This window comes from Flavobacterium sp. XN-5 (genome assembly GCF_008033395.2).
GTDB classification, from domain to species: Bacteria; Bacteroidota; Bacteroidia; order Flavobacteriales; family Flavobacteriaceae; genus Flavobacterium; species Flavobacterium hiemivividum.
Map to the genome: position 1 here is coordinate 37,398 of NZ_VOGZ02000003.1, position 18,226 is coordinate 55,623.

17 protein-coding genes are annotated in these 18,226 nt (G+C 34.9%); 12 read left to right on the plus strand and 5 right to left on the minus strand.

From position 1 onward, the window contains the following. Positions 1 to 65 precede the first annotated feature (65 nt). Entirely contained in the window at positions 66 to 2,093 is a 2,028-nt protein-coding gene (locus FQU23_RS07315) for a M3 family metallopeptidase (protein WP_147673305.1), read from the minus strand. Positions 2,094 to 2,328: 235 nt separating this feature from the next. Here FQU23_RS07315 and FQU23_RS07320 point away from each other — a divergent pair, with 235 nt between their 5' ends. Beyond that, a complete protein-coding gene (locus FQU23_RS07320) occupies positions 2,329 to 2,991 on the plus strand; it encodes a hypothetical protein (RefSeq protein WP_147673306.1) in 663 nt (220 codons plus the stop codon). Positions 2,992 to 3,066: 75 nt separating this feature from the next. On the opposite strand, the gene purE is transcribed toward FQU23_RS07320, so the two are convergent. Genes purE through FQU23_RS07335 form a run of 3 tightly spaced genes read right to left on the minus strand, consistent with a single transcriptional unit; the run spans position 3,067 to position 5,360 of the window. Then, positions 3,067 to 3,558 (minus strand): 5-(carboxyamino)imidazole ribonucleotide mutase, encoded by a 492-nt coding sequence (purE, locus tag FQU23_RS07325; protein ID WP_147673307.1) that lies wholly within the window; start codon positions 3,556 to 3,558, stop codon positions 3,067 to 3,069. Positions 3,559 to 3,615: 57 nt separating this feature from the next. Next, positions 3,616 to 4,773 carry a 5-(carboxyamino)imidazole ribonucleotide synthase gene (locus FQU23_RS07330; protein ID WP_147673308.1) on the minus strand — a complete coding sequence of 386 codons (1,158 nt, stop codon included), beginning with the start codon at positions 4,771 to 4,773 and terminating at the stop codon, positions 3,616 to 3,618. A gap of 56 nt (positions 4,774 to 4,829) precedes the next feature. Further along, entirely contained in the window at positions 4,830 to 5,360 is a 531-nt protein-coding gene (locus FQU23_RS07335) for a hypothetical protein (protein WP_147673309.1), read from the minus strand. A 112-nt stretch (positions 5,361 to 5,472) separates the two neighbouring features. On the opposite strand from FQU23_RS07335, the gene hpt reads away from it, so the two are divergent. From hpt to FQU23_RS07385, 10 genes are all read left to right on the plus strand, one after another. Next, on the plus strand, positions 5,473 to 6,003 hold the full coding sequence (hpt, locus tag FQU23_RS07340) for a hypoxanthine phosphoribosyltransferase (protein ID WP_147673310.1): 531 nt from the start codon (positions 5,473 to 5,475) through the stop codon (positions 6,001 to 6,003). Between the two features lie 16 nt (positions 6,004 to 6,019). Further along, positions 6,020 to 6,592, plus strand: a complete 573-nt coding sequence (locus tag FQU23_RS07345) for an adenylate kinase (protein ID WP_147673311.1) — start codon at positions 6,020 to 6,022, stop codon at positions 6,590 to 6,592. 121 nt (positions 6,593 to 6,713) lie between these two features. Further along, the gene (locus tag FQU23_RS07350) at positions 6,714 to 7,937 is read left to right on the plus strand and encodes a hemolysin family protein (protein WP_245181089.1); all 1,224 of its coding nucleotides are present in this window, start codon (positions 6,714 to 6,716) and stop codon (positions 7,935 to 7,937) included. Positions 7,938 to 8,002: 65 nt separating this feature from the next. Continuing rightward, on the plus strand, positions 8,003 to 9,004 hold the full coding sequence (gene obgE, locus FQU23_RS07355) for a GTPase ObgE (protein WP_147673313.1): 1,002 nt from the start codon (positions 8,003 to 8,005) through the stop codon (positions 9,002 to 9,004). A gap of 182 nt (positions 9,005 to 9,186) precedes the next feature. Next, a complete protein-coding gene (locus FQU23_RS07360) occupies positions 9,187 to 11,331 on the plus strand; it encodes a S46 family peptidase (RefSeq protein WP_147673314.1) in 2,145 nt (714 codons plus the stop codon). Positions 11,332 to 11,561: 230 nt separating this feature from the next. Then, on the plus strand, positions 11,562 to 12,266 hold the full coding sequence (locus tag FQU23_RS07365; RefSeq protein WP_147673315.1) for a tetratricopeptide repeat protein: 705 nt from the start codon (positions 11,562 to 11,564) through the stop codon (positions 12,264 to 12,266). A gap of 50 nt (positions 12,267 to 12,316) precedes the next feature. Further along, a complete protein-coding gene (locus tag FQU23_RS07370; protein ID WP_147673316.1) occupies positions 12,317 to 13,675 on the plus strand; it encodes a UDP-N-acetylmuramate--L-alanine ligase in 1,359 nt (452 codons plus the stop codon). A 35-nt stretch (positions 13,676 to 13,710) separates the two neighbouring features. After that, complete coding sequence (gene radC, locus FQU23_RS07375; RefSeq protein WP_147673317.1) at positions 13,711 to 14,406, plus strand: RadC family protein; 696 nt, start codon at positions 13,711 to 13,713, stop codon at positions 14,404 to 14,406. 12 nt (positions 14,407 to 14,418) lie between these two features. After that, a complete protein-coding gene (locus FQU23_RS07380) occupies positions 14,419 to 15,108 on the plus strand; it encodes a YjjG family noncanonical pyrimidine nucleotidase (protein WP_147673318.1) in 690 nt (229 codons plus the stop codon). A gap of 3 nt (positions 15,109 to 15,111) precedes the next feature. Then, positions 15,112 to 15,870: a hypothetical protein gene (locus tag FQU23_RS07385; RefSeq protein ID WP_147673319.1), complete on the plus strand. Its 759-nt coding sequence runs from the start codon at positions 15,112 to 15,114 to the stop codon at positions 15,868 to 15,870. A 69-nt stretch (positions 15,871 to 15,939) separates the two neighbouring features. Here the strand turns inward: FQU23_RS07385 and FQU23_RS07390 are convergent, their stop codons facing one another. Continuing rightward, positions 15,940 to 17,217 carry a replication-associated recombination protein A gene (locus FQU23_RS07390; protein WP_147673320.1) on the minus strand — a complete coding sequence of 426 codons (1,278 nt, stop codon included), beginning with the start codon at positions 17,215 to 17,217 and terminating at the stop codon, positions 15,940 to 15,942. A 219-nt stretch (positions 17,218 to 17,436) separates the two neighbouring features. Between FQU23_RS07390 and FQU23_RS07395 the strand changes: the two genes are divergently transcribed. Continuing rightward, on the plus strand, positions 17,437 to 18,216 hold the full coding sequence (locus FQU23_RS07395) for a rhomboid family intramembrane serine protease (protein ID WP_147673321.1): 780 nt from the start codon (positions 17,437 to 17,439) through the stop codon (positions 18,214 to 18,216). Positions 18,217 to 18,226 lie beyond the last annotated feature (10 nt).

Here is an 18,226-nt window from a genome sequence, read left to right on the forward strand (position 1 = left end):
TGATTAGTGAACTATTCTTTTCATAAAAAAAAACCGAAGCATTGTTACTTCGGTTTTTCAGTTATCTATAATAATCCTGCTCTTTTTAATAAAGCATCTGGACTTGGTTCGTGTCCTCTAAAACGTTTGTATAAAATCATAGGATGTTCTGTTCCGCCTTTAGAAAGGATATTGTCTTTAAATTTATCAGCGACTTCTTTATTGAAAATTCCTTTTTCTTGGAAAAACTCGAAAGCATCTGCATCTAATACTTCGGCCCATTTGTAGCTGTAATAGCCAGCGGAATATCCGCCTTGAAAAATATGAGAGAAAGCGGTACTCATAGCATTTTCTTTCACATCAGGATACAATTGCGTTTCGGCAAATTGCTCTGTTTCAAATGTTTTTATGTCCTTTATGTTAGAAGGATCCTGTCCATGCCATCCCATGTCTAACATCCCAAAACTCAACTGACGCATGGTTGCCATTCCTTCTTGAAAATTAGAGCTTTCTTTAATTTTTTGGACAAATTCAATAGGTATGATTTCTCCTGTTTGGTAATGTGTGGCAAACATAGCCAATGCTTCAGGTTCGTAACACCAGTTTTCCATAATCTGGCTTGGTAATTCTACAAAATCCCAATATACCGAAGTTCCAGACAAACTTGGATAAGTAGTATCTGCTAACATACCATGTAATCCATGTCCGAATTCATGGAACAAAGTGAGCACCTCATTAAAAGTTAATAAGGAAGGTTTTGTCTCTGTAGGTTTAGTGAAATTACATACGTTAGAGATATGCGGTCTTTCGTTGATTCCGTTTTTTACAAATTGTGATTTGTACGAAGTCATCCAAGCGCCATTGCGTTTTCCTTTTCGAGGAAAAAAATCGGCGTAAAAAATCGCAACCAATTCATTTTTATGATCTTTTACTTCATAAGTAGTCACTTCTTCATGGTACTTATCAATATCAAAAACTTCGGTAAAAGTCAAGCCGTATAGTTTACCAGCGATGTTAAATGCACCTTCTAATACTTTTTCAAGTTGAAAATAAGGCTTTAATTTCTCGTCGTCTAAATTGAATAATTCCTGTTTCAATTTTTCGGAGTAATAGGCGCCATCCCATTTTTCTAGTTGATCTAAGCCGTCTAGTTTTTTGGCGAAAGCCGTTAAATCAGCAAATTCTTTTAGGGCAGCTGGTTTTGCTTTTTCCAATAAATTTTTTGCGAATGTCATAACCTTTTCTGGACTCTCAGCCATTCTTTCTTCCAGCACAAAATGCGCATGAGTTGCATATCCTAAAAGTTGCGCTCTTTCAAAACGCAGTTTGGCTATTTTAAAAACATTTTGCTGGTTGTCTAATTCATTGTTCTGAAAACCTTTGGCTCCAAAAGCAATTGCCATCTTCTTGCGCAGTTCGCGATTGTCAGCATAAGTCACAAACGGAACATAGCTTGGGTGATCTAAAGTAAAAATCCAACCTTCTTTTTCTTGGCTTTTCGCCAAAGAACGAGCGGCTTCGATTGTACCTTCCGGTAAACCAGATAAATCTTTTTCATCGGTAAGATGCAATTGAAAAGCTTGAGTTTCGGCTAATACATTTTCGCCAAAGAGTAAACTGGTTTTTGATAATTCTTTGTCAATTTCGCGAAGTATACTCTTTTTGGCTTCTGCGAGATTTGCTCCATTTCGAGAAAAACTCTTGTATTTTTCATCTAATAAAGTAGTTTGCTCTGCGTTGAGGTTCAAAGCTGCTTTTTGCTCGTAGACCGTTTTTACTTTCGCAAACAATTTGGTATTCAAACGCACATCGTTTCCAAACTCAGATAACAAAGGAGAAACTTCCTGAGCGATTTTTTGAATTTCGTCGTTCGTTTCTGCTGAATTTAAATTGAAGAAAATACTCGAAATACGATCTAGTGTGTAACCGCTAAAATCTAAAGCTTCAATGGTATTTTCGAAAGTGGGAGCAGCTTCATTTTTTACAATCACGTCAATTTCGGCTTTTGCCAATGCTATTCCTTCGATGAAAGCAGGAAGGAAATCCTCGTTTTTTATTTTCGAAAAAGGAGCGGTATCGTGTTTTGTGGCAAACTTTGAAGTTATAACATTCATTAGTATATAATTATTTTCAGTGTTAGAAATCAAATTTTTTTAGATGTGTAAAGGTAGTAATTTATAAAAATTTAGCAACTCCTATAGAATTGATTCAATTTGTATAGGAGTGTGAATGATTCTGTTATTTAAATGTTATTTATTTCGTGGGAGTTTTTAAAAGCCTTAAATTGTAAAAAATCCGATTAGAGTTTTATATAAGAGCTAATCGTAAACAATTTTAAAATAAAAAAAAATGAATTATCAAATTATAATAAAACGTATTGATACTGTAAATGAAGTAGAAGGATATTGGTCAGACGAAGATTATATTCAATTATTGGAAAAATTTAATTTTCCAGATGCAGCTACAGCAGAAAAAAAGAATTTGCCTGAATTACTAGAAATGGCTATATCAGATTATGAGCCAAATGAAGCTGCCGAAATTGTACTTGCTTATAAGCTAGGTGAAGAATTAAATGCAGGACAAATTGAGCAAATTTCGCACAATATGTTAATTGATAAAGTATGTGAGGAATATCCTGAAATTCATATGCAGGGAAGATTGTTTCATGTAAATCAGTTGCTTTTTAAAGCCTATAACGGAAAATTTCCTAATACCAAAGCATCAGTGGTTCATTTCTCAATGACGCCAACTAATGGCGAAGTGAAAGAGCTAAGGGCTGAAGATATATTGAAATTATTGAATAATGGATTGTCTGATCGAAATTTGATTAAGAGATTATTTGAAGACCAAATGACTCAGAATATTCCATTTCCAGAAGCAGAAGGAATTATTTGGGAGTTAAATACAGCCGATAATATAAATTTCAGTTTGGTTACTTCTGAAAATTGGATTAATAATGAAGATGTAACTGCATCTGAATTTGAGAGTCTTCTTGAAGAAATTGAAGCGTAGGACTAATTTCTGAATAAAAAATAAAGTCTTTAAAATTAAAAAAGCTTCTCGTGATGAGAAGCTTTTTTTAGTTTATTAATTATTTTTAAGAAGACTTTCAGAAGCAATAATTACAGATTCTTTCAGACCTAATTTATATTGGATTACTTTGTCTAATATGTTTTTGTCATGGCTACCAATAATTTGAGCTGCCAAGATTCCTGCGTTTTTAGCACCGTTTAAAGCAACAGTGGCTACAGGAACTCCGCCTGGCATTTGTAAGATTGATAAAATACTATCCCAGCCATCGATTGAATTACTTGACTTTACAGGAACTCCAATTACTGGAAGTGGAGACATGGAAGCGACCATTCCTGGTAAATGAGCTGCTCCGCCAGCACCAGCGATAACGACCGAAATTCCACGAGTATGTGCGTTTTGACTGAAATCGAATAATTTTTCAGGAGTTCTGTGTGCCGAAACGATATCCACTTCGATCTCTATTCCGAAGCCTTTCAATACTTCTATGGCTTCTTGCATTACAGGCATGTCTGAGATGCTTCCCATTATTATAGCTACTTTGCTCATTGTTTTTTTTTGTATAAAGTTTAAGGTTTAAAGTTATGGATTGTAACTGTAAACTATTTACTGCAAACTGATTACTCTTATTGTGTTTTTAACCTCTTCGGCAATTCTTCGTGCTTCTTTAATGTCGGAGTTTACAATAGTAACATGTCCCATTTTTCTGAAAGGTCGTGTTTGTTTTTTTCCGTAAATATGTGGTGTAACACCATTCCAGCCTAATATTTTTTCGATATTTTCGTAAATAACGTTTCCTGAATGACCTTCAGCACCTACTAAATTAACCATAATTCCAGCTGCTTTACTATCTGTGTTACCCAAAGGTAAATTTAGAATGGCTCTAAGGTGGTTTTCAAATTGAGAAGTATAACTACTTTCAATGGAGTAATGTCCTGAATTATGTGGTCTTGGCGCTACTTCGTTTATTAAAATTTCATCATCTTCCGTTTGGAACATTTCGACAGCTAATAATCCAACGTGATTGAATTTTTCAGAAACTTCCAGGGCGATTGCTCTCGCTTTTTCGGCAACTAGATTATCAATTCTTGCAGGACAAATTACATATTCTACTTGGTTAGCCTCTGGATGAAATTCCATTTCGACTACAGGATACGTTCTAATTTCGCCAGTAGGATTACGACAAACGATAACTGCCAATTCATTTTTGAATGGTACCATTTCCTCTGCAATGCATTCAACGTTTGGTAGATTCTCTAAATCTGAAATGTCTCTAATAACTTTTACCCCATTTCCGTCATAACCAAATTCAGTGCATTTCCATACAAAAGGCATTCTTAACTTAGAATCTAATATTTGAACTACTAAACTTTTTAAGTCGTTAAAACGCTTGTAAGCTGCTGTTGGTAAATTATGTTTTGTATAAAAATCTTTCTGAACTCCCTTGTTCTGAATTAGTTTTAGTGTTTTTGGCGAAGGGAAAACTTTTACACCTTCGTTTTCTAATTTTTCTAAGGCGCTCAAATTGACAAGCTCAATTTCGAAAGTCAAAACATCGACTTTTTTCCCAAAATTGTAAACGGTGTCAAAATCCATCAAATCTCCTTTGAAGAACTGATCGCAGGCGATTTTGCAAGGTGCTTCATCGCTTGGATCCAGAACATAGGTTTGTATGTCAAATTTTCTAGTGTCAAACAAAAGCATTTTACCCAGTTGTCCGCCACCTAATATTCCTAGTTTAAAATCGGAAGAAAAATAATTCATTGTATTGAAAGTTTGTTCAGGACAAAGATACTTTATAATGATTGAATAGGAAAATGCTATTTTATTTTCTTCAATATTTCTCTTGCAACGGCTTTGTAAGCTGCTGAATGTTTATGGTAATCATCGCTAAGAATACGCTTCAATTCAGGGTATATCCAATCGTATTTTTTACCCAATTCATACAAAGCTCGAATGGCGTAGGCTTTTGTGGCTACCTTCCCGTTTTCGTTAATGAGCCAATCAAAGCAGCTTTCGGTAATTTGTTGTTCTTGTATGTTGGTTAAGCTGAGGTGTTGGTTTAAGAACATACAAATTTTCGAAATAGAGCGCAAGGCGCTTTCATTTGTAAATGTTGAAAGACTAGTACAGAAGACTGGAAGATGATTTGTAAGTAAATGGAGTTGTTTTTCTAGAACTAATTCTAAGATCCAACAGGCTTTGTGATGGTTTTTATCCTCGATTGTTAAAGCAATTTGCAGTAAATCAGGAAATAAGTTGGAATTGGTTAAAATATGCTGGGCGTTTTCGTCTCTACTAGATCTATATGCAGTGCTGTTTGCGATATTTTTATAAAGGTCGTTATTCATCTAAGGCTAAAAAAACATATTATTTTCAAATGTACGGTATTCTTATGGGTTTAAAACGGAGTTCTCAATTCAGAAATTCCTATATTTGCCAATTATTTTAAATAGAATAATCATGATTCAACTTCACGATAAAGAATTTGTTCCGTTTATTTCTGCCAAAGAAATACAGTTTGCGATAACAAAAATGGCCGAACAGATAGAAGCCGATTTTGCCGATGATATTCCTGTGTTTGTGGGAGTTTTAAATGGTGCTTTTATGGTCGTTTCTGACTTTATGAAAGCGTATAAAAAGCCATGTGAAGTTAGTTTTATAAAAATGTCTTCCTATGAAGGAACTTCTTCTACAAATGAAGTAAGGCAATTGATAGGATTGAATCAGGATTTAACCGGGCGCTCCGTTATTGTTCTCGAAGATATCATTGATACCGGAAATACATTGGTTGAATTGAAACAATTATTCAAAGCGCAAAACGTAAAGCATTTTAAAATAGCTACCCTCTTCTTTAAACCAGAAGCATATCAAAAAGACATTAAAATAGATTATGTAGGAATCAGGATTCCAAATAAATTCATAGTCGGTTTTGGTCTTGATTATGACGGGTTAGGAAGAAACTTACCAGAAGTATATAAACTAAAAGAATAACTAGGCAACACACATTATGATCAACATTGTTTTATTTGGAAAACCAGGAGCAGGAAAAGGAACTCAAGCGGAATTTTTGAAAGAAAAATATAAATTAACACACATATCTACAGGTGATGTTTTTCGTTTTAATCTAAAAAACGATACAGAGCTAGGTAAACAAGTGAGGGTTTATATGGATGCTGGAGATTTAGTACCTGATGAATTGACTACTAAGATGCTTATTGATGAGGTAAATAAACATACAGATACTAACGGTGTTTTATTTGACGGCTATCCAAGAACGATTTCACAAGCGGTTGCTTTAGATGAGTTTTTGTCGTCGATTGGTTCTAAAGTGACTGCTACAGTAGCCTTAGAAGCTGATGATGAAATTTTGATTAAACGCTTACTCGAAAGAGGAAAAACCAGTGGTAGAATTGATGATCAAGATGAAGATAAAATTAGAAACAGGTACGAGGAATACAATCAAAAAACGGCTCCTTTAATGCAGTATTATAACGATCAAGGGAAATTTCACGCTGTAAACGGAATAGGAAGTGTTCAAGAAATTACAGAACGTTTAAGTGCAGTTATCGATAATTTGTAGTGAAATTAGGTTTTTTTAAAAGTCGAAGTTAGATATCGTATCAATTGACTTTTGGCTTTAAATAGTGTAAATGGAAATATTAATAATACTTTTTCTGATTTTATTAAATGGAGTTTTCTCCATGTCTGAAATCGCATTAATTTCGGCTAGAAAAAGCAGATTAGAATCTTCGGCGAAGAAGGGGAATAAAAGTGCTCAAATTGCACTTAATTTGGCTAATTCGCCAAATAAATTCCTGTCGACAGTTCAAATAGGAATTACCTTGATAGGTATTCTTACTGGTATTTACAGTGGGGATAAGATCACGACTGATGTTGAAACATTCGTTGTGGGATTCGAGATTTTAAAACCTTATGCTGAGACGATTGCAGTAGGTATTGTTGTCGTAATATTGACTTTTTTCTCCTTGGTTTTAGGGGAGTTACTGCCCAAAAGAATTGGTTTAAATCATCCTGAAGCGATCGCAAAAACTTTTGCGATGCCTATGAAAATAATTTCTGTGGTAACTGCTCCATTTATTTGGTTACTGACAACTTCTACAGAGTTTTTATTAGATATTCTTCAAATTAGACCTTCATCTGACGGAAAAATTACCGAAGAAGAAATTAAGGCAATTATAAAAGAAGGAACGGAAACTGGAGAAGTTCAAGAGATTGAACAAGACATTGTAGAGCGCGTTTTTTACATTGGAGACAGGAAAATAAATTCGTTAATGACCCATAGAAAATCTGTGGTTTATTTGCCGTTACATTCGAATAAAGAAGAGGTGAAGGCGTTAATGAGACTTGAGTTGCATTCTGTTTACCCAGTTTACAATCAGAATTACGACGATATTGTGGGAGTGGTAAATTTGAAAAATATTTTTGCACATATTGATGATGAAAATTTCAATTTGGCAAATTTAATGACAGAAGCTCCGTTCATGATGGAACAAACGACTGCTTATAAGGCTTTAGAACGTTTCAAGAAAACAGGTGTTCATTATACCATGGTCGCTGATGAATACGGTATTTTTCAAGGAGTGATCACCTTAAATGATATTCTGGAAGCCTTAGTCGGAAATGTGTCTGATTTTTATAGAGAAGAATTCCAATTGGTTAAAAGAGAAGATGGAACATGGATGGTAGACGGACATTATTCACTACATGATTTTCTAACGTACTTTGATTTGGACGAATTAATCAATGATTATGAAGTTACTACGGTGAGCGGATTAATAATGACAGAACTTTCGCATATTCCAAAACAAGGAGAGAAGTTGATTTGGCAAAAGTTTGAGTTGGAAGTAATTGATATGGATGGCGTGAAGATTGATAAAGTAATGGTGAAAGCATTACGTATATAATAATAGCTTTGTATCAATAAGAAATGAGTTTTATTGATAGAGTTGAAAATTGAATAGTAGAAAAAATGACAGAGGGGAATTTTGTAGATTACGTAAAAATATTTGTTTCATCCGGTAAAGGAGGAAAAGGATCTACGCATTTGCATAGAGAAAAATTTATTGAAAAGGGTGGTCCTGATGGAGGTGATGGAGGACGTGGAGGTCATGTATATCTTGTAGGGAACAAAGGACTTTGGACTTTGTTTCACCTTAAATTTGCTCGTCATATCAAAGCTGGAAACGGTGGTGACGGTAGTGGGGACAGAAGTACTGGCGCCGATGGTGATGACAAGTTTATCGAAGTTCCTTTAGGAACTGTTGTAAAAGATAAAGAAACTGGTGAAACCTTGTTTGAAATTACCGAAGATGGTGAAAAACAAGTATTGTCTAGAGGTGGTAAAGGTGGTTTAGGAAACTGGCACTTTAGAAGTGCTACAAATCAAACTCCTAGATATTCTCAACCTGGATTACCAGGAACGGAAATGGATGTTATCTTAGAACTTAAAGTTTTGGCAGATGTAGGCTTAGTAGGTTTTCCAAATGCTGGAAAATCAACACTATTGTCTGTCTTAACATCGGCTAAGCCAAAAATTGCAGACTACCCGTTTACTACTTTAAAGCCAAATCTTGGAATTGTAGCTTACAGGGATTTTCAATCTTTTGTAATTGCAGATATTCCTGGAATTATAGAAGGTGCAGCAGAAGGAAAAGGCCTAGGTCATTATTTCTTGAGACATATCGAAAGAAATTCAACACTATTATTCTTAGTTCCTGTTGATACACCAGATATTAAAGGAGAATATGATATTTTGGTAAACGAATTGACAAAATACAACCCAGAAATGCTTGATAAGGAGCGTATGGTTGTTATTTCTAAATGTGATATGCTAGACGATGATCTAAAAGCAGAACTGAAAGCAGAATTAGATGTTTCCTTCAAGGGGATTCCTTATATGTTTATTTCTTCGGTTGCTCAACAAGGATTGACAGAGTTGAAAGACAAATTATGGAAAATGTTGAATGATTAAGTAATCATTTTACTGATATAAGAAAAACCGTTTCAAGCAATTGAAACGGTTTTTTATTTAAACAATTATTAAATCCATAAAATTAAGTTAAAACCAGATGTGTAGTTGTTGTTTTTTAAGACAGATAATGCTTAAAATTGCGAAAATGATTTATATTCGCAGCACAAAAAAATATTTAAATTATGAAAAAAATAATTTTATTCTTGACCATGTGTCTGATGACTTTTCCGGTGAAAGCAGACGAAGGAATGTGGTTTTTGATGTTTATCGAAAGATTGAACCATAGAGATATGGAGAAAATGGGATTGCAACTTACAGCTGAGGAAATCTATAGTATTAATAACCACAGTTTGAAAGACGCAGTTGTTCAATTTAACGGTGGGTGTACTGCCGAAATCGTTTCAAGAGAAGGACTTGTTTTAACAAATCATCATTGTGGTTACGGTGCGATCGCTGAGCTTTCGTCTGAAGAACAAAATTATTTAAAAAATGGTTTTTGGGCAAAAGACAAGAGTGAAGAGATGAAACCAAAATCGTTATACGTTCGCTTTTTTGTGCGCATGGATGACGTTTCTAAAAGAATTTTATCGAAAGTAAATGATAAAATGACAGAAACTGAACGTAACAAAGCGATTCAGCAAGAAATGGCTTTGATCGAAAAAGAGAATAACGAAGGCGGAAAATATACTGTTTCTGTTCGTCCTTTCTTTGAAGGAAATGAATATTACTATTTTGTTTACCAAGACTACAAAGACGTTCGTCTAGTGGGAACACCACCTGAAAGTTTAGGGAAATTTGGTGGTGATACTGATAACTGGGAATGGCCAAGACATACCGCAGATTTCTCTATGTTTAGAGTGTATGCTGATGCAAATGGAAACCCAGCCGAGTATTCTAAAGATAATGTACCATTGCAACCAAAACACCATTTGCCTGTAAGTTTAAAAGGCGTGGAGGAAAATGATTTTGCTATGATTTTAGGTTATCCAGGGCGCACAAATCGTTGGATGCCAGCGGGGGGAATTGAACAAAACGTAAAGTTTGCTTATCCTGCTTGGGTTGAAGGTGCAAAAACCGGAATGGATAGAATGAAGGTATATATGGATGCGAATGAAAAAGTTAATTTAGATTACGCTTCTAAGTACGCTTCAACTGCTAACTACTGGAAAAACCGTCAAGGAATGATTGATGCTTTGACAAAAGCGGGAACTTCAGCTACTAAGACAAAAGAAGAAACTAAATTCAATGCTTGGGCTAACAAGAAAGCAAATAAAGCGAAATATGGTAATGTAATCGCTACGATTAACAACTACTATTCTCAAAATAACTTAAAAACAACGCATGATAATTATTTAACTCAACTAATAAGAACGGCTACTTATGGAGCTGCTCCTGCTAATATAGGAAATACCTTAATCGCTTATTACAAAGAGAATGAAGCTAAGAGACAAGAGATGTTACCTCGAGTTACTCAATATATTGATGGTGTTTACGGGAAATTTCACGCTCCATTAGAGAAAGATGTTTTTACAGCACAATTAAATTTATACGCTACAAAAGCGGCTGCTTACGGACTTCCTGAAAGTATTGCAAAATTAAAAGAAGAAAATAAGGGTGATTTTACTGCTTATGTAAATGACGCTGTTGCCAAAAGTATTTTTGCCACTAAAGAAAGTGTTTTGGCATTCATGAAAGATCCAAAACCAGAATATATCGCAAATGATCCTTTGTATGTAGTGTCGAATGATTTAATGACTAAAATTAGAGCTAAATCGGATGCGCAATTAAAAGCAGATGATGATTTTGCGAAAGCATTCCGTTCATTAGTAGAAGGTTTACGTGAATCTAAAATGAATTCAATTAAGTATCCTGATGCTAACTCAACTTTGAGATTGACTTACGGAAAAGTACGTGCTTTGCCTGCTGACAAGCGCAATGATGCAAAAGTAAATAATTATACGACTATGACCGGTTTGGTTAAAAAGTATAAAGCAGGTGATCCAGAATTTGATTTGCCAGCTCGAGTATTGGAATTGAACGAGGCAAAGGATTTTGGACAATATGCTGATAAAGATGGGTATATGCCAGTTAATTTTTTAACTGACAATGATATTACAGGTGGAAACTCTGGTTCTCCGGTGTTGAATGGTAAAGGGGAACTAGTTGGTATCGCATTTGATGGAAACATTGAAGCAATGGCGGGAGACGTTATTTTTGATGCCAAATTGCAAAGAACAATTAGTGTAGATATTCGTTACGTACTTTGGATAATTGATAAGTATGCTGGTGCTAAGCATATTGTTGATGAAATGACAATTGTGAAATAACACACTGTTTTAATTTTCAGAAAAACCTCTTATCTTGTGTTTAAATCAAGTTAAGAGGTTTTTTATTGTAAAAGCTTTTGGACGAGATAATAGTTTATACCAAACATTTTTTTTTTTGATACTAAAGTTCTCTGGTATAATGCCAATGTAATATGAAAATAGTGCAATACAATTGGACTATATTGAATGTACAATCGGTATTACAATTAGAAATTCCTTATTTTTGAAGAATGAAACACATTGTAATCCTCTTTTTATTTTTACCAATGATGATTTGGTCGCAATCTAATTTCGAAAAAGCTGAAAAACTCTTCAAAGCTGAAAAGTACGATCAGGCGCAACCTGTTTTTGAAGCGCTTCTAAAAACTAATCCGTCTAACCTTGAGGTGCTGGAGTATTTAGGCGACATTGCCGGGAGTCGTAAGTCATGGGAAGAAGCGATAAGCTATTATGAAAAATTGAAAAACTTAAAGCCTTCGGAGGCTGATTATTTTTATAAATATGGAGGTGCGACAGGTATGCGTGCTTTGGAGGTAAATAAATTTAAAGCGCTTGGTATGATAGATGATATTCGAACTTCATTCGAAAAAGCAATTCAACTAGACCCAAAACATGTTGATGCTAGGTGGGCTTTGATTGAGCTAAATATTCAGTTGCCAAGGATTGTGGGCGGAAGCGAAGGTAAGGCGATACGATATTCGAATGAATTGCTAAAATTGTCAGCTGTTGATGGTTATATGTCAAGAGCTCGCATCGAAGAATATTATAAAAGATATAAAGCAGCAGAGGTGCAATATAAGAAAGCCATTGAAATAGGGGATTCTGCAAAAAGCTATAAAAAGCTTGCTGATTTATATAAAAACAAGATGAATGATCCTGAAAGAGCGAGAATAACCTTAGCGGAATACAAGAAAAGAAGTCAAGAGATTAACTGATAATTAAGTTGATTAATATAACATACAAACGCACAATTGAATAAATATAAATGAGAACACATTTCATCGCCATAGGGGGAAGCGCTATGCACAACCTAGCATTAGCATTACATAATAAAGGATACAAGGTAACTGGAAGTGACGATGCAATCTTTGAGCCCTCTAAATCAAGATTGGATAAAAAAGGAATTTTACCTGCAGAATTAGGTTGGTTTCCAGAAAAAATTACAAACGACATTGAGGCCGTAATTTTAGGGATGCATGCTAAGGCAGATAACCCAGAGCTTTTAAAAGCACAAGAATTAGGACTGAAAATATATTCGTATCCTGAGTTTTTATATGAGCAGTCTAAAAATAAAACACGTGTCGTTATAGGCGGGTCTCATGGGAAAACTACAATCACCTCAATGATTTTGCATGTTATGCACTACAATGATATCGCGGTGGATTATATGGTGGGAGCGCAGTTAGAAGGTTTTGATACTATGGTTCATCTTACTGAGGAAAATGATTTTATTGTCTTAGAAGGGGATGAATACTTGTCCTCACCAATTGACAGAAGACCAAAATTCCATTTATATCAACCTAATATTGCTTTGATATCTGGAATTGCATGGGATCATATCAATGTTTTTCCTACCTATGAAAATTATGTAGAACAATTTGAGATTTTCGTCGAAAAAATTACCCGTGGAGGAATTCTAGTGTATAATGAAGACGATGCCGAAGTGAAACGTGTATCGGAAGCAGCTGTAAATCCAACTCGTAAATTAGGTTATACAACTCCAAATTATAAAGTAGAAAACGGAACGACCTTGTTAGAAACTCCAGAAGGTGATATGCCTATCGAAGTATTTGGAGCGCATAATCTAAATAATTTGGCTGGAGCCAAATGGATCTGCCAAAACATGGGCGTGGATGAAGCTGATTTTTATGAAGCGATTGCTAGTTTTAAAGGAGCCTCTAAACGATTAGAAAAAATTGCTGAAAGTAAAACTACAGTAGCTTACAAAGATTTTGCGCATTCCCCAAGTAAGGTGGCTGCTACCACAAAGGCAGTAAAAGAACAATATCCAAATAGAACACTCGTGGCCTGTTTAGAATTGCATACTTATAGTAGTTTAAATTCAGAGTTTTTGAAAGAATACGAAGGCGCCTTAGAACATGCAGATGTTGCTGTAGTTTTCTATTCGCCAGACGCAGTAAAAATTAAGCAACTAGAAGAAGTTACCTACGACCAAATTGCAACTGCTTTTAATAGAAAAGACTTGGTTATTTACACCAATCCAAAAGACTTCAAAGAGTATTTGTTTAATTTAAATTTGGATAGTTCGGCATTACTGTTGATGAGTTCAGGAAATTATGGTGGATTAAATTTTGATGAGGTAAAAGGAATGATTGAGAAATAAATATTTTTAAGATGGACTAATTTTAAGACGACAGTATGGATGAAAATGCTTTTTTTCCTATTACCAATTGGTCCGAAGACGATAAGCCTCGAGAAAAACTAATGCTGAAAGGTAAAAGTGCTTTGAGTGATGCCGAGTTAATCGCTATTTTAATTGGTTCAGGTAGTCGAAGTGAATCGGCAGTGGATTTGAGTAGAAGGATCTTGAAAAGCGTGGAGAACAATCTAAATGCTTTAGGTAAGTTGTCGATTGCTCAGTTGATGAATTTTAAAGGCATAGGAGAAGCCAAAGCGATTTCTATTATTGCGGCTTTAGAATTAGGAAGGCGCAGAAGGTCTGAAGATGCAGTCGAATTAATCAAAATTACGTCTAGCAAAATGATTTTCGAAATTATGCAACCCATCATTGGAGAATTGCCACATGAAGAATTTTGGATTATTTATTTGAATAATTCGAATAAGATTCTATCCAAATTGCAATTGAGCAAAGGTGGTATAACGGGAACTTTAGTAGATGTACGAATCGTGTTTAAAAACGCGCTTGAAATAGGTGCTACTGCTTTGATTCTATGTCACAATCATCCTTCGGGAACCTTAGTGCCAAGTGATGCCGACAAGCAAATCACGAAGAAGTTAAAAACGGCTGGTGACAGCTTAGAAGTAAAAGTATTGGATCATTTAATTGTGACCGAATTTGGTTATTTTAGTTTTGTTGACGAAGGAATATTTTAAAAGAGAATTATAATGAAGATTACCAATATTACAGATGTTTTTTTTGACTTAGATCATACGCTTTGGGATTTTGATAAAAATTCAGAGATGACCTTTGCACGAATCTTTCAAAATAATCATCCCGAAATTGAAATTGAAACATTCATCGAAAAATACGTACCCATAAATCAGGCGTGCTGGAAGTTGTATCAGTACGATAAGATTTCTCATGAGGAGTTGCGATACAACAGGTTGAAAGATTCATTTGATGCTATTAATTACGCTGTTTCAGATGAACAGATTGATAGTATTTCTAATGAGTATATTCATTTGTTACCAGATAATAATCATCTTTTTGATGGGACATTTGAGATTTTAGATTATTTAAATAAAAATTATAAGCTGCACATTATCACTAATGGTTTTGCTGATGTCCAAAAGAGAAAAATTGAAAATTCTAAGCTACATGACTATTTTCAAACTATAACTAATTCAGAAATGGCAGGTGTGAAGAAACCCAATCCGATTATTTTTGAATATGCTTTAGATTTGGCCAAAGCCAAAAAAGAAAACAGTATTATGATAGGTGATTCTCTAGATGCTGATGTGCAAGGAGCGTTAGACATGGGATTAGATGCCATATATTTTAATGAAAACAAGACCCAAGTGGGCAATAATATCAAACAAATAAATCATTTATTAGAACTTAAAAATTACCTTTAAATTATGAAAAAATATATTTTATTACTCCTATTAGTTGTTGCAGGAAAGAGTTATGCACAGTCTGTAAATGATTACAAAGCAGTAATTGTTCCCGTGAAATTTGATTTCCAAAAAGAGGAAAATCAATACCGTCTTACTACCTTGTCCAAATTCAATTTGAAGAAAGCTGGTTTTGAAGCTTTCTATAGCAATGAAACGACTCCACAGGGTTTTAGCGAAAGGTGCGATTTACTGTATTTTGATTTGCAAAAAGAAAGCGGTTTTTTGATTACTAAGCTTTTCATAACCTTAAAAGATTGTAATGGGAAAATCATCTATCAATCGGTTACTGGGAAAAGTAAGGAGAAAGACTATGAAACTGCTTATAATGAATGTCTAAATCAGGCTTTTGCTTCTATAGACGCCTTAAATTATAAATACAGTGGTGCAAATGCTGAAGCTAAAGTGGACGCTAAGCCAGTCAAGCAGGAAGTAATTGAAGTAAGAGCGGTGGCAGTTGAGAAAGCTGCTGTAGCAAATGCCGTAAGCAATACAGATACATCAGTTAAATACTTATATGCGCAGCCAGTTGCTAATGGATTTCAATTGATCGATACAACTCCAAAAGTGGTGATGAAATTGTTTAAAACGGCCAATCCTAGTTGTTTCATCGCAATAAAAGGAGATAACGAGGGTGTTTTACTTGGGACTGAAGAAGGTTGGATTTTTCAATACTATAAAAATGAAAATCTTATTTCAGAAAAAATAGCGGTTAAGTTTTAATGCAATTTATGATAAAATAAAAAGGTTCTAAGAAGTACAGTTAAATGATGCTTTTTAGAACCTTTTTATTTAATAGCCGTATTTACCTTTCCAGCGGTTTTTCAAGAATTCTCTGGTTGTTGTTTCTCTGGAGTTCGTTCCGGGAACATATAAAGGAGTGTTTTTTACTGCATCAGGTAGAAACTCCTGATCGGCAAAATTGTTGGCGTAATCATGTGAATATTTATATTCGTCTCCATAACCTAATTCCTTCATTAGTTTAGTTGGAGCATTTCGCAAATGAATAGGAACGGGGAGATCTCCAGTTTGTTTTACAAGTTGCTGCGCAGTTCCAATGGCAAGATAAGAAGCATTGCTTTTTGGAGAAGTTGCTAGATAAATGGCACATTGACTTAGTATGATTCGGCTTTCTGGATAACCAATGGTTGCCACGGCTTGAAATGTATTGTTGGCCATTATAAAAGCTGTAGGGTTTGCATTTCCTATATCTTCACTCGATAGAATGAGCATTCGTCTGGCGATAAATTTGACATCTTCTCCACCTTCAATCATTCGAGCCAACCAATAAACGGCTCCATTAGGATCGCTTCCACGAATCGATTTTATAAATGCAGAAACAATGTCATAATGCTGTTCGCCAGTTTTGTCATACAAAACGGTGTTTTGCTGTACTAGTTCAAACACACGGTCGTTAGTGATGATTATTTGGTCTTCAGCGGATGCGTTTACGACCAATTCAAATATATTCAATAGCTTTCGTCCATCACCCCCAGAAAGTCGCAATAGCGCTTCTGTTTCTCGTAGCTCGATGTTTTTAGATGCCATATAGGTATCAGTTTTCAAAGCGCGTTGTAATAAAGATTCTAAATCGTCTTTTGTAAAAGCGTTTAATATGTAAACTTGGCAACGGGACAATAAGGCGGGAATAACTTCAAAACTTGGGTTTTCTGTTGTGGCACCTATTAAAGTGATCCATCCTTTTTCGACTGCAGCAAGCAAGGAATCCTGTTGTGATTTACTAAAACGATGAATTTCATCTATGAACAAAATAGGATTCTTAGTGGTAAAGAGACCGCCGCTTTGTTTGGCTTTTTCGATAACATCCCGAATGTCTTTCACACCCGAATTGATGGCGCTTAATATGTAAAAAGGACGTTTTGATTCCTGAGCAATAATTTGTGCTAAGGTAGTTTTACCTGTTCCTGGTGGTCCCCATAAAATTAAGGAGGGAATAATTCCTTTGGCTATTTGTTGAGTCAACGATCCGTTTTCTCCTATAAGGTGGGATTGACTGATGTATTCTTCTAGTTTTTGAGGTCGAATGCGTTCTGCAAGTGGTGCTTCCATTTTACAAAATTACTATTTTTATTTTAGCTATTCCGGGTCTGTATTATATCTTTTGTTTCGAAAGGAAACCATGCGATAAGTTCGCTTTTTTCTCCATTTCTTAGGCGCTAATTGGTTTTATGCTTCATTTTTAGATTGGATTCTCGTTTATCTGACAAAATAGCATTAAATTGCTTTTGGATAAATATTTGATTTAGCTTTTAAAATAAAAATTACTAGATGGATAATCAATTTAAATTTACCAATTCTGTTTTAGGAGGGCCACTTTTCTTTGTGTTGATGCTTTGGTTCATCTATTGGCTGGAAATTCGTTTTGATTTTGATTTTGTTCGAAATGGAATTTATCCAAGAACATTTTCAGGATTGCAAGGCGTGTTATTTAGTCCGTTTATCCATTCTGATTTGAAGCACCTCTATAATAACTCCTTGCCTTTATTAGTCCTGTTAGCTGCTTTACAATTCTTTTATGCAAAACAGTCTTATGCGGTAATAGGATTTGGAATTTTAATGTCGGGGATTTTGACTTGGTTTATAGGAAGATCTAATTACCATATTGGAGCGAGCGGTTTGATTTATGTATTAGTGTCGTTTATCTTTATTAAAGGAATATTGACGCGCTACTATCGTTTGGTAGCATTGTCACTCGCTGTTATAATGTTGTATGGAGGAATGCTTTGGTATATTTTTCCAGAAGTAGATGATACTATTTCTTGGGAAGGACATTTAGCAGGATTGATTAGCGGGTTGGTGCTATCTATAATGTATAAGACTCCAGAATTTAAAAAACCGATTAAATATGAATGGGAACGGCCTGAATTTGATCCCGCGGAAGATAAGTTCATGCAACGGTTTGATGCGAATGGTAATTTTGTGAATTTACCAGTTGTAGAAATAGAAGAGGAGGAAGCTGAGCCACTGTCAAGTTATTTCACTTCAAATTTCACTGTCGATTATGATATCGTAGTAAACGAAAAAAACGAATCAAGGCCAGAGTCTTGATTCGTTTTCT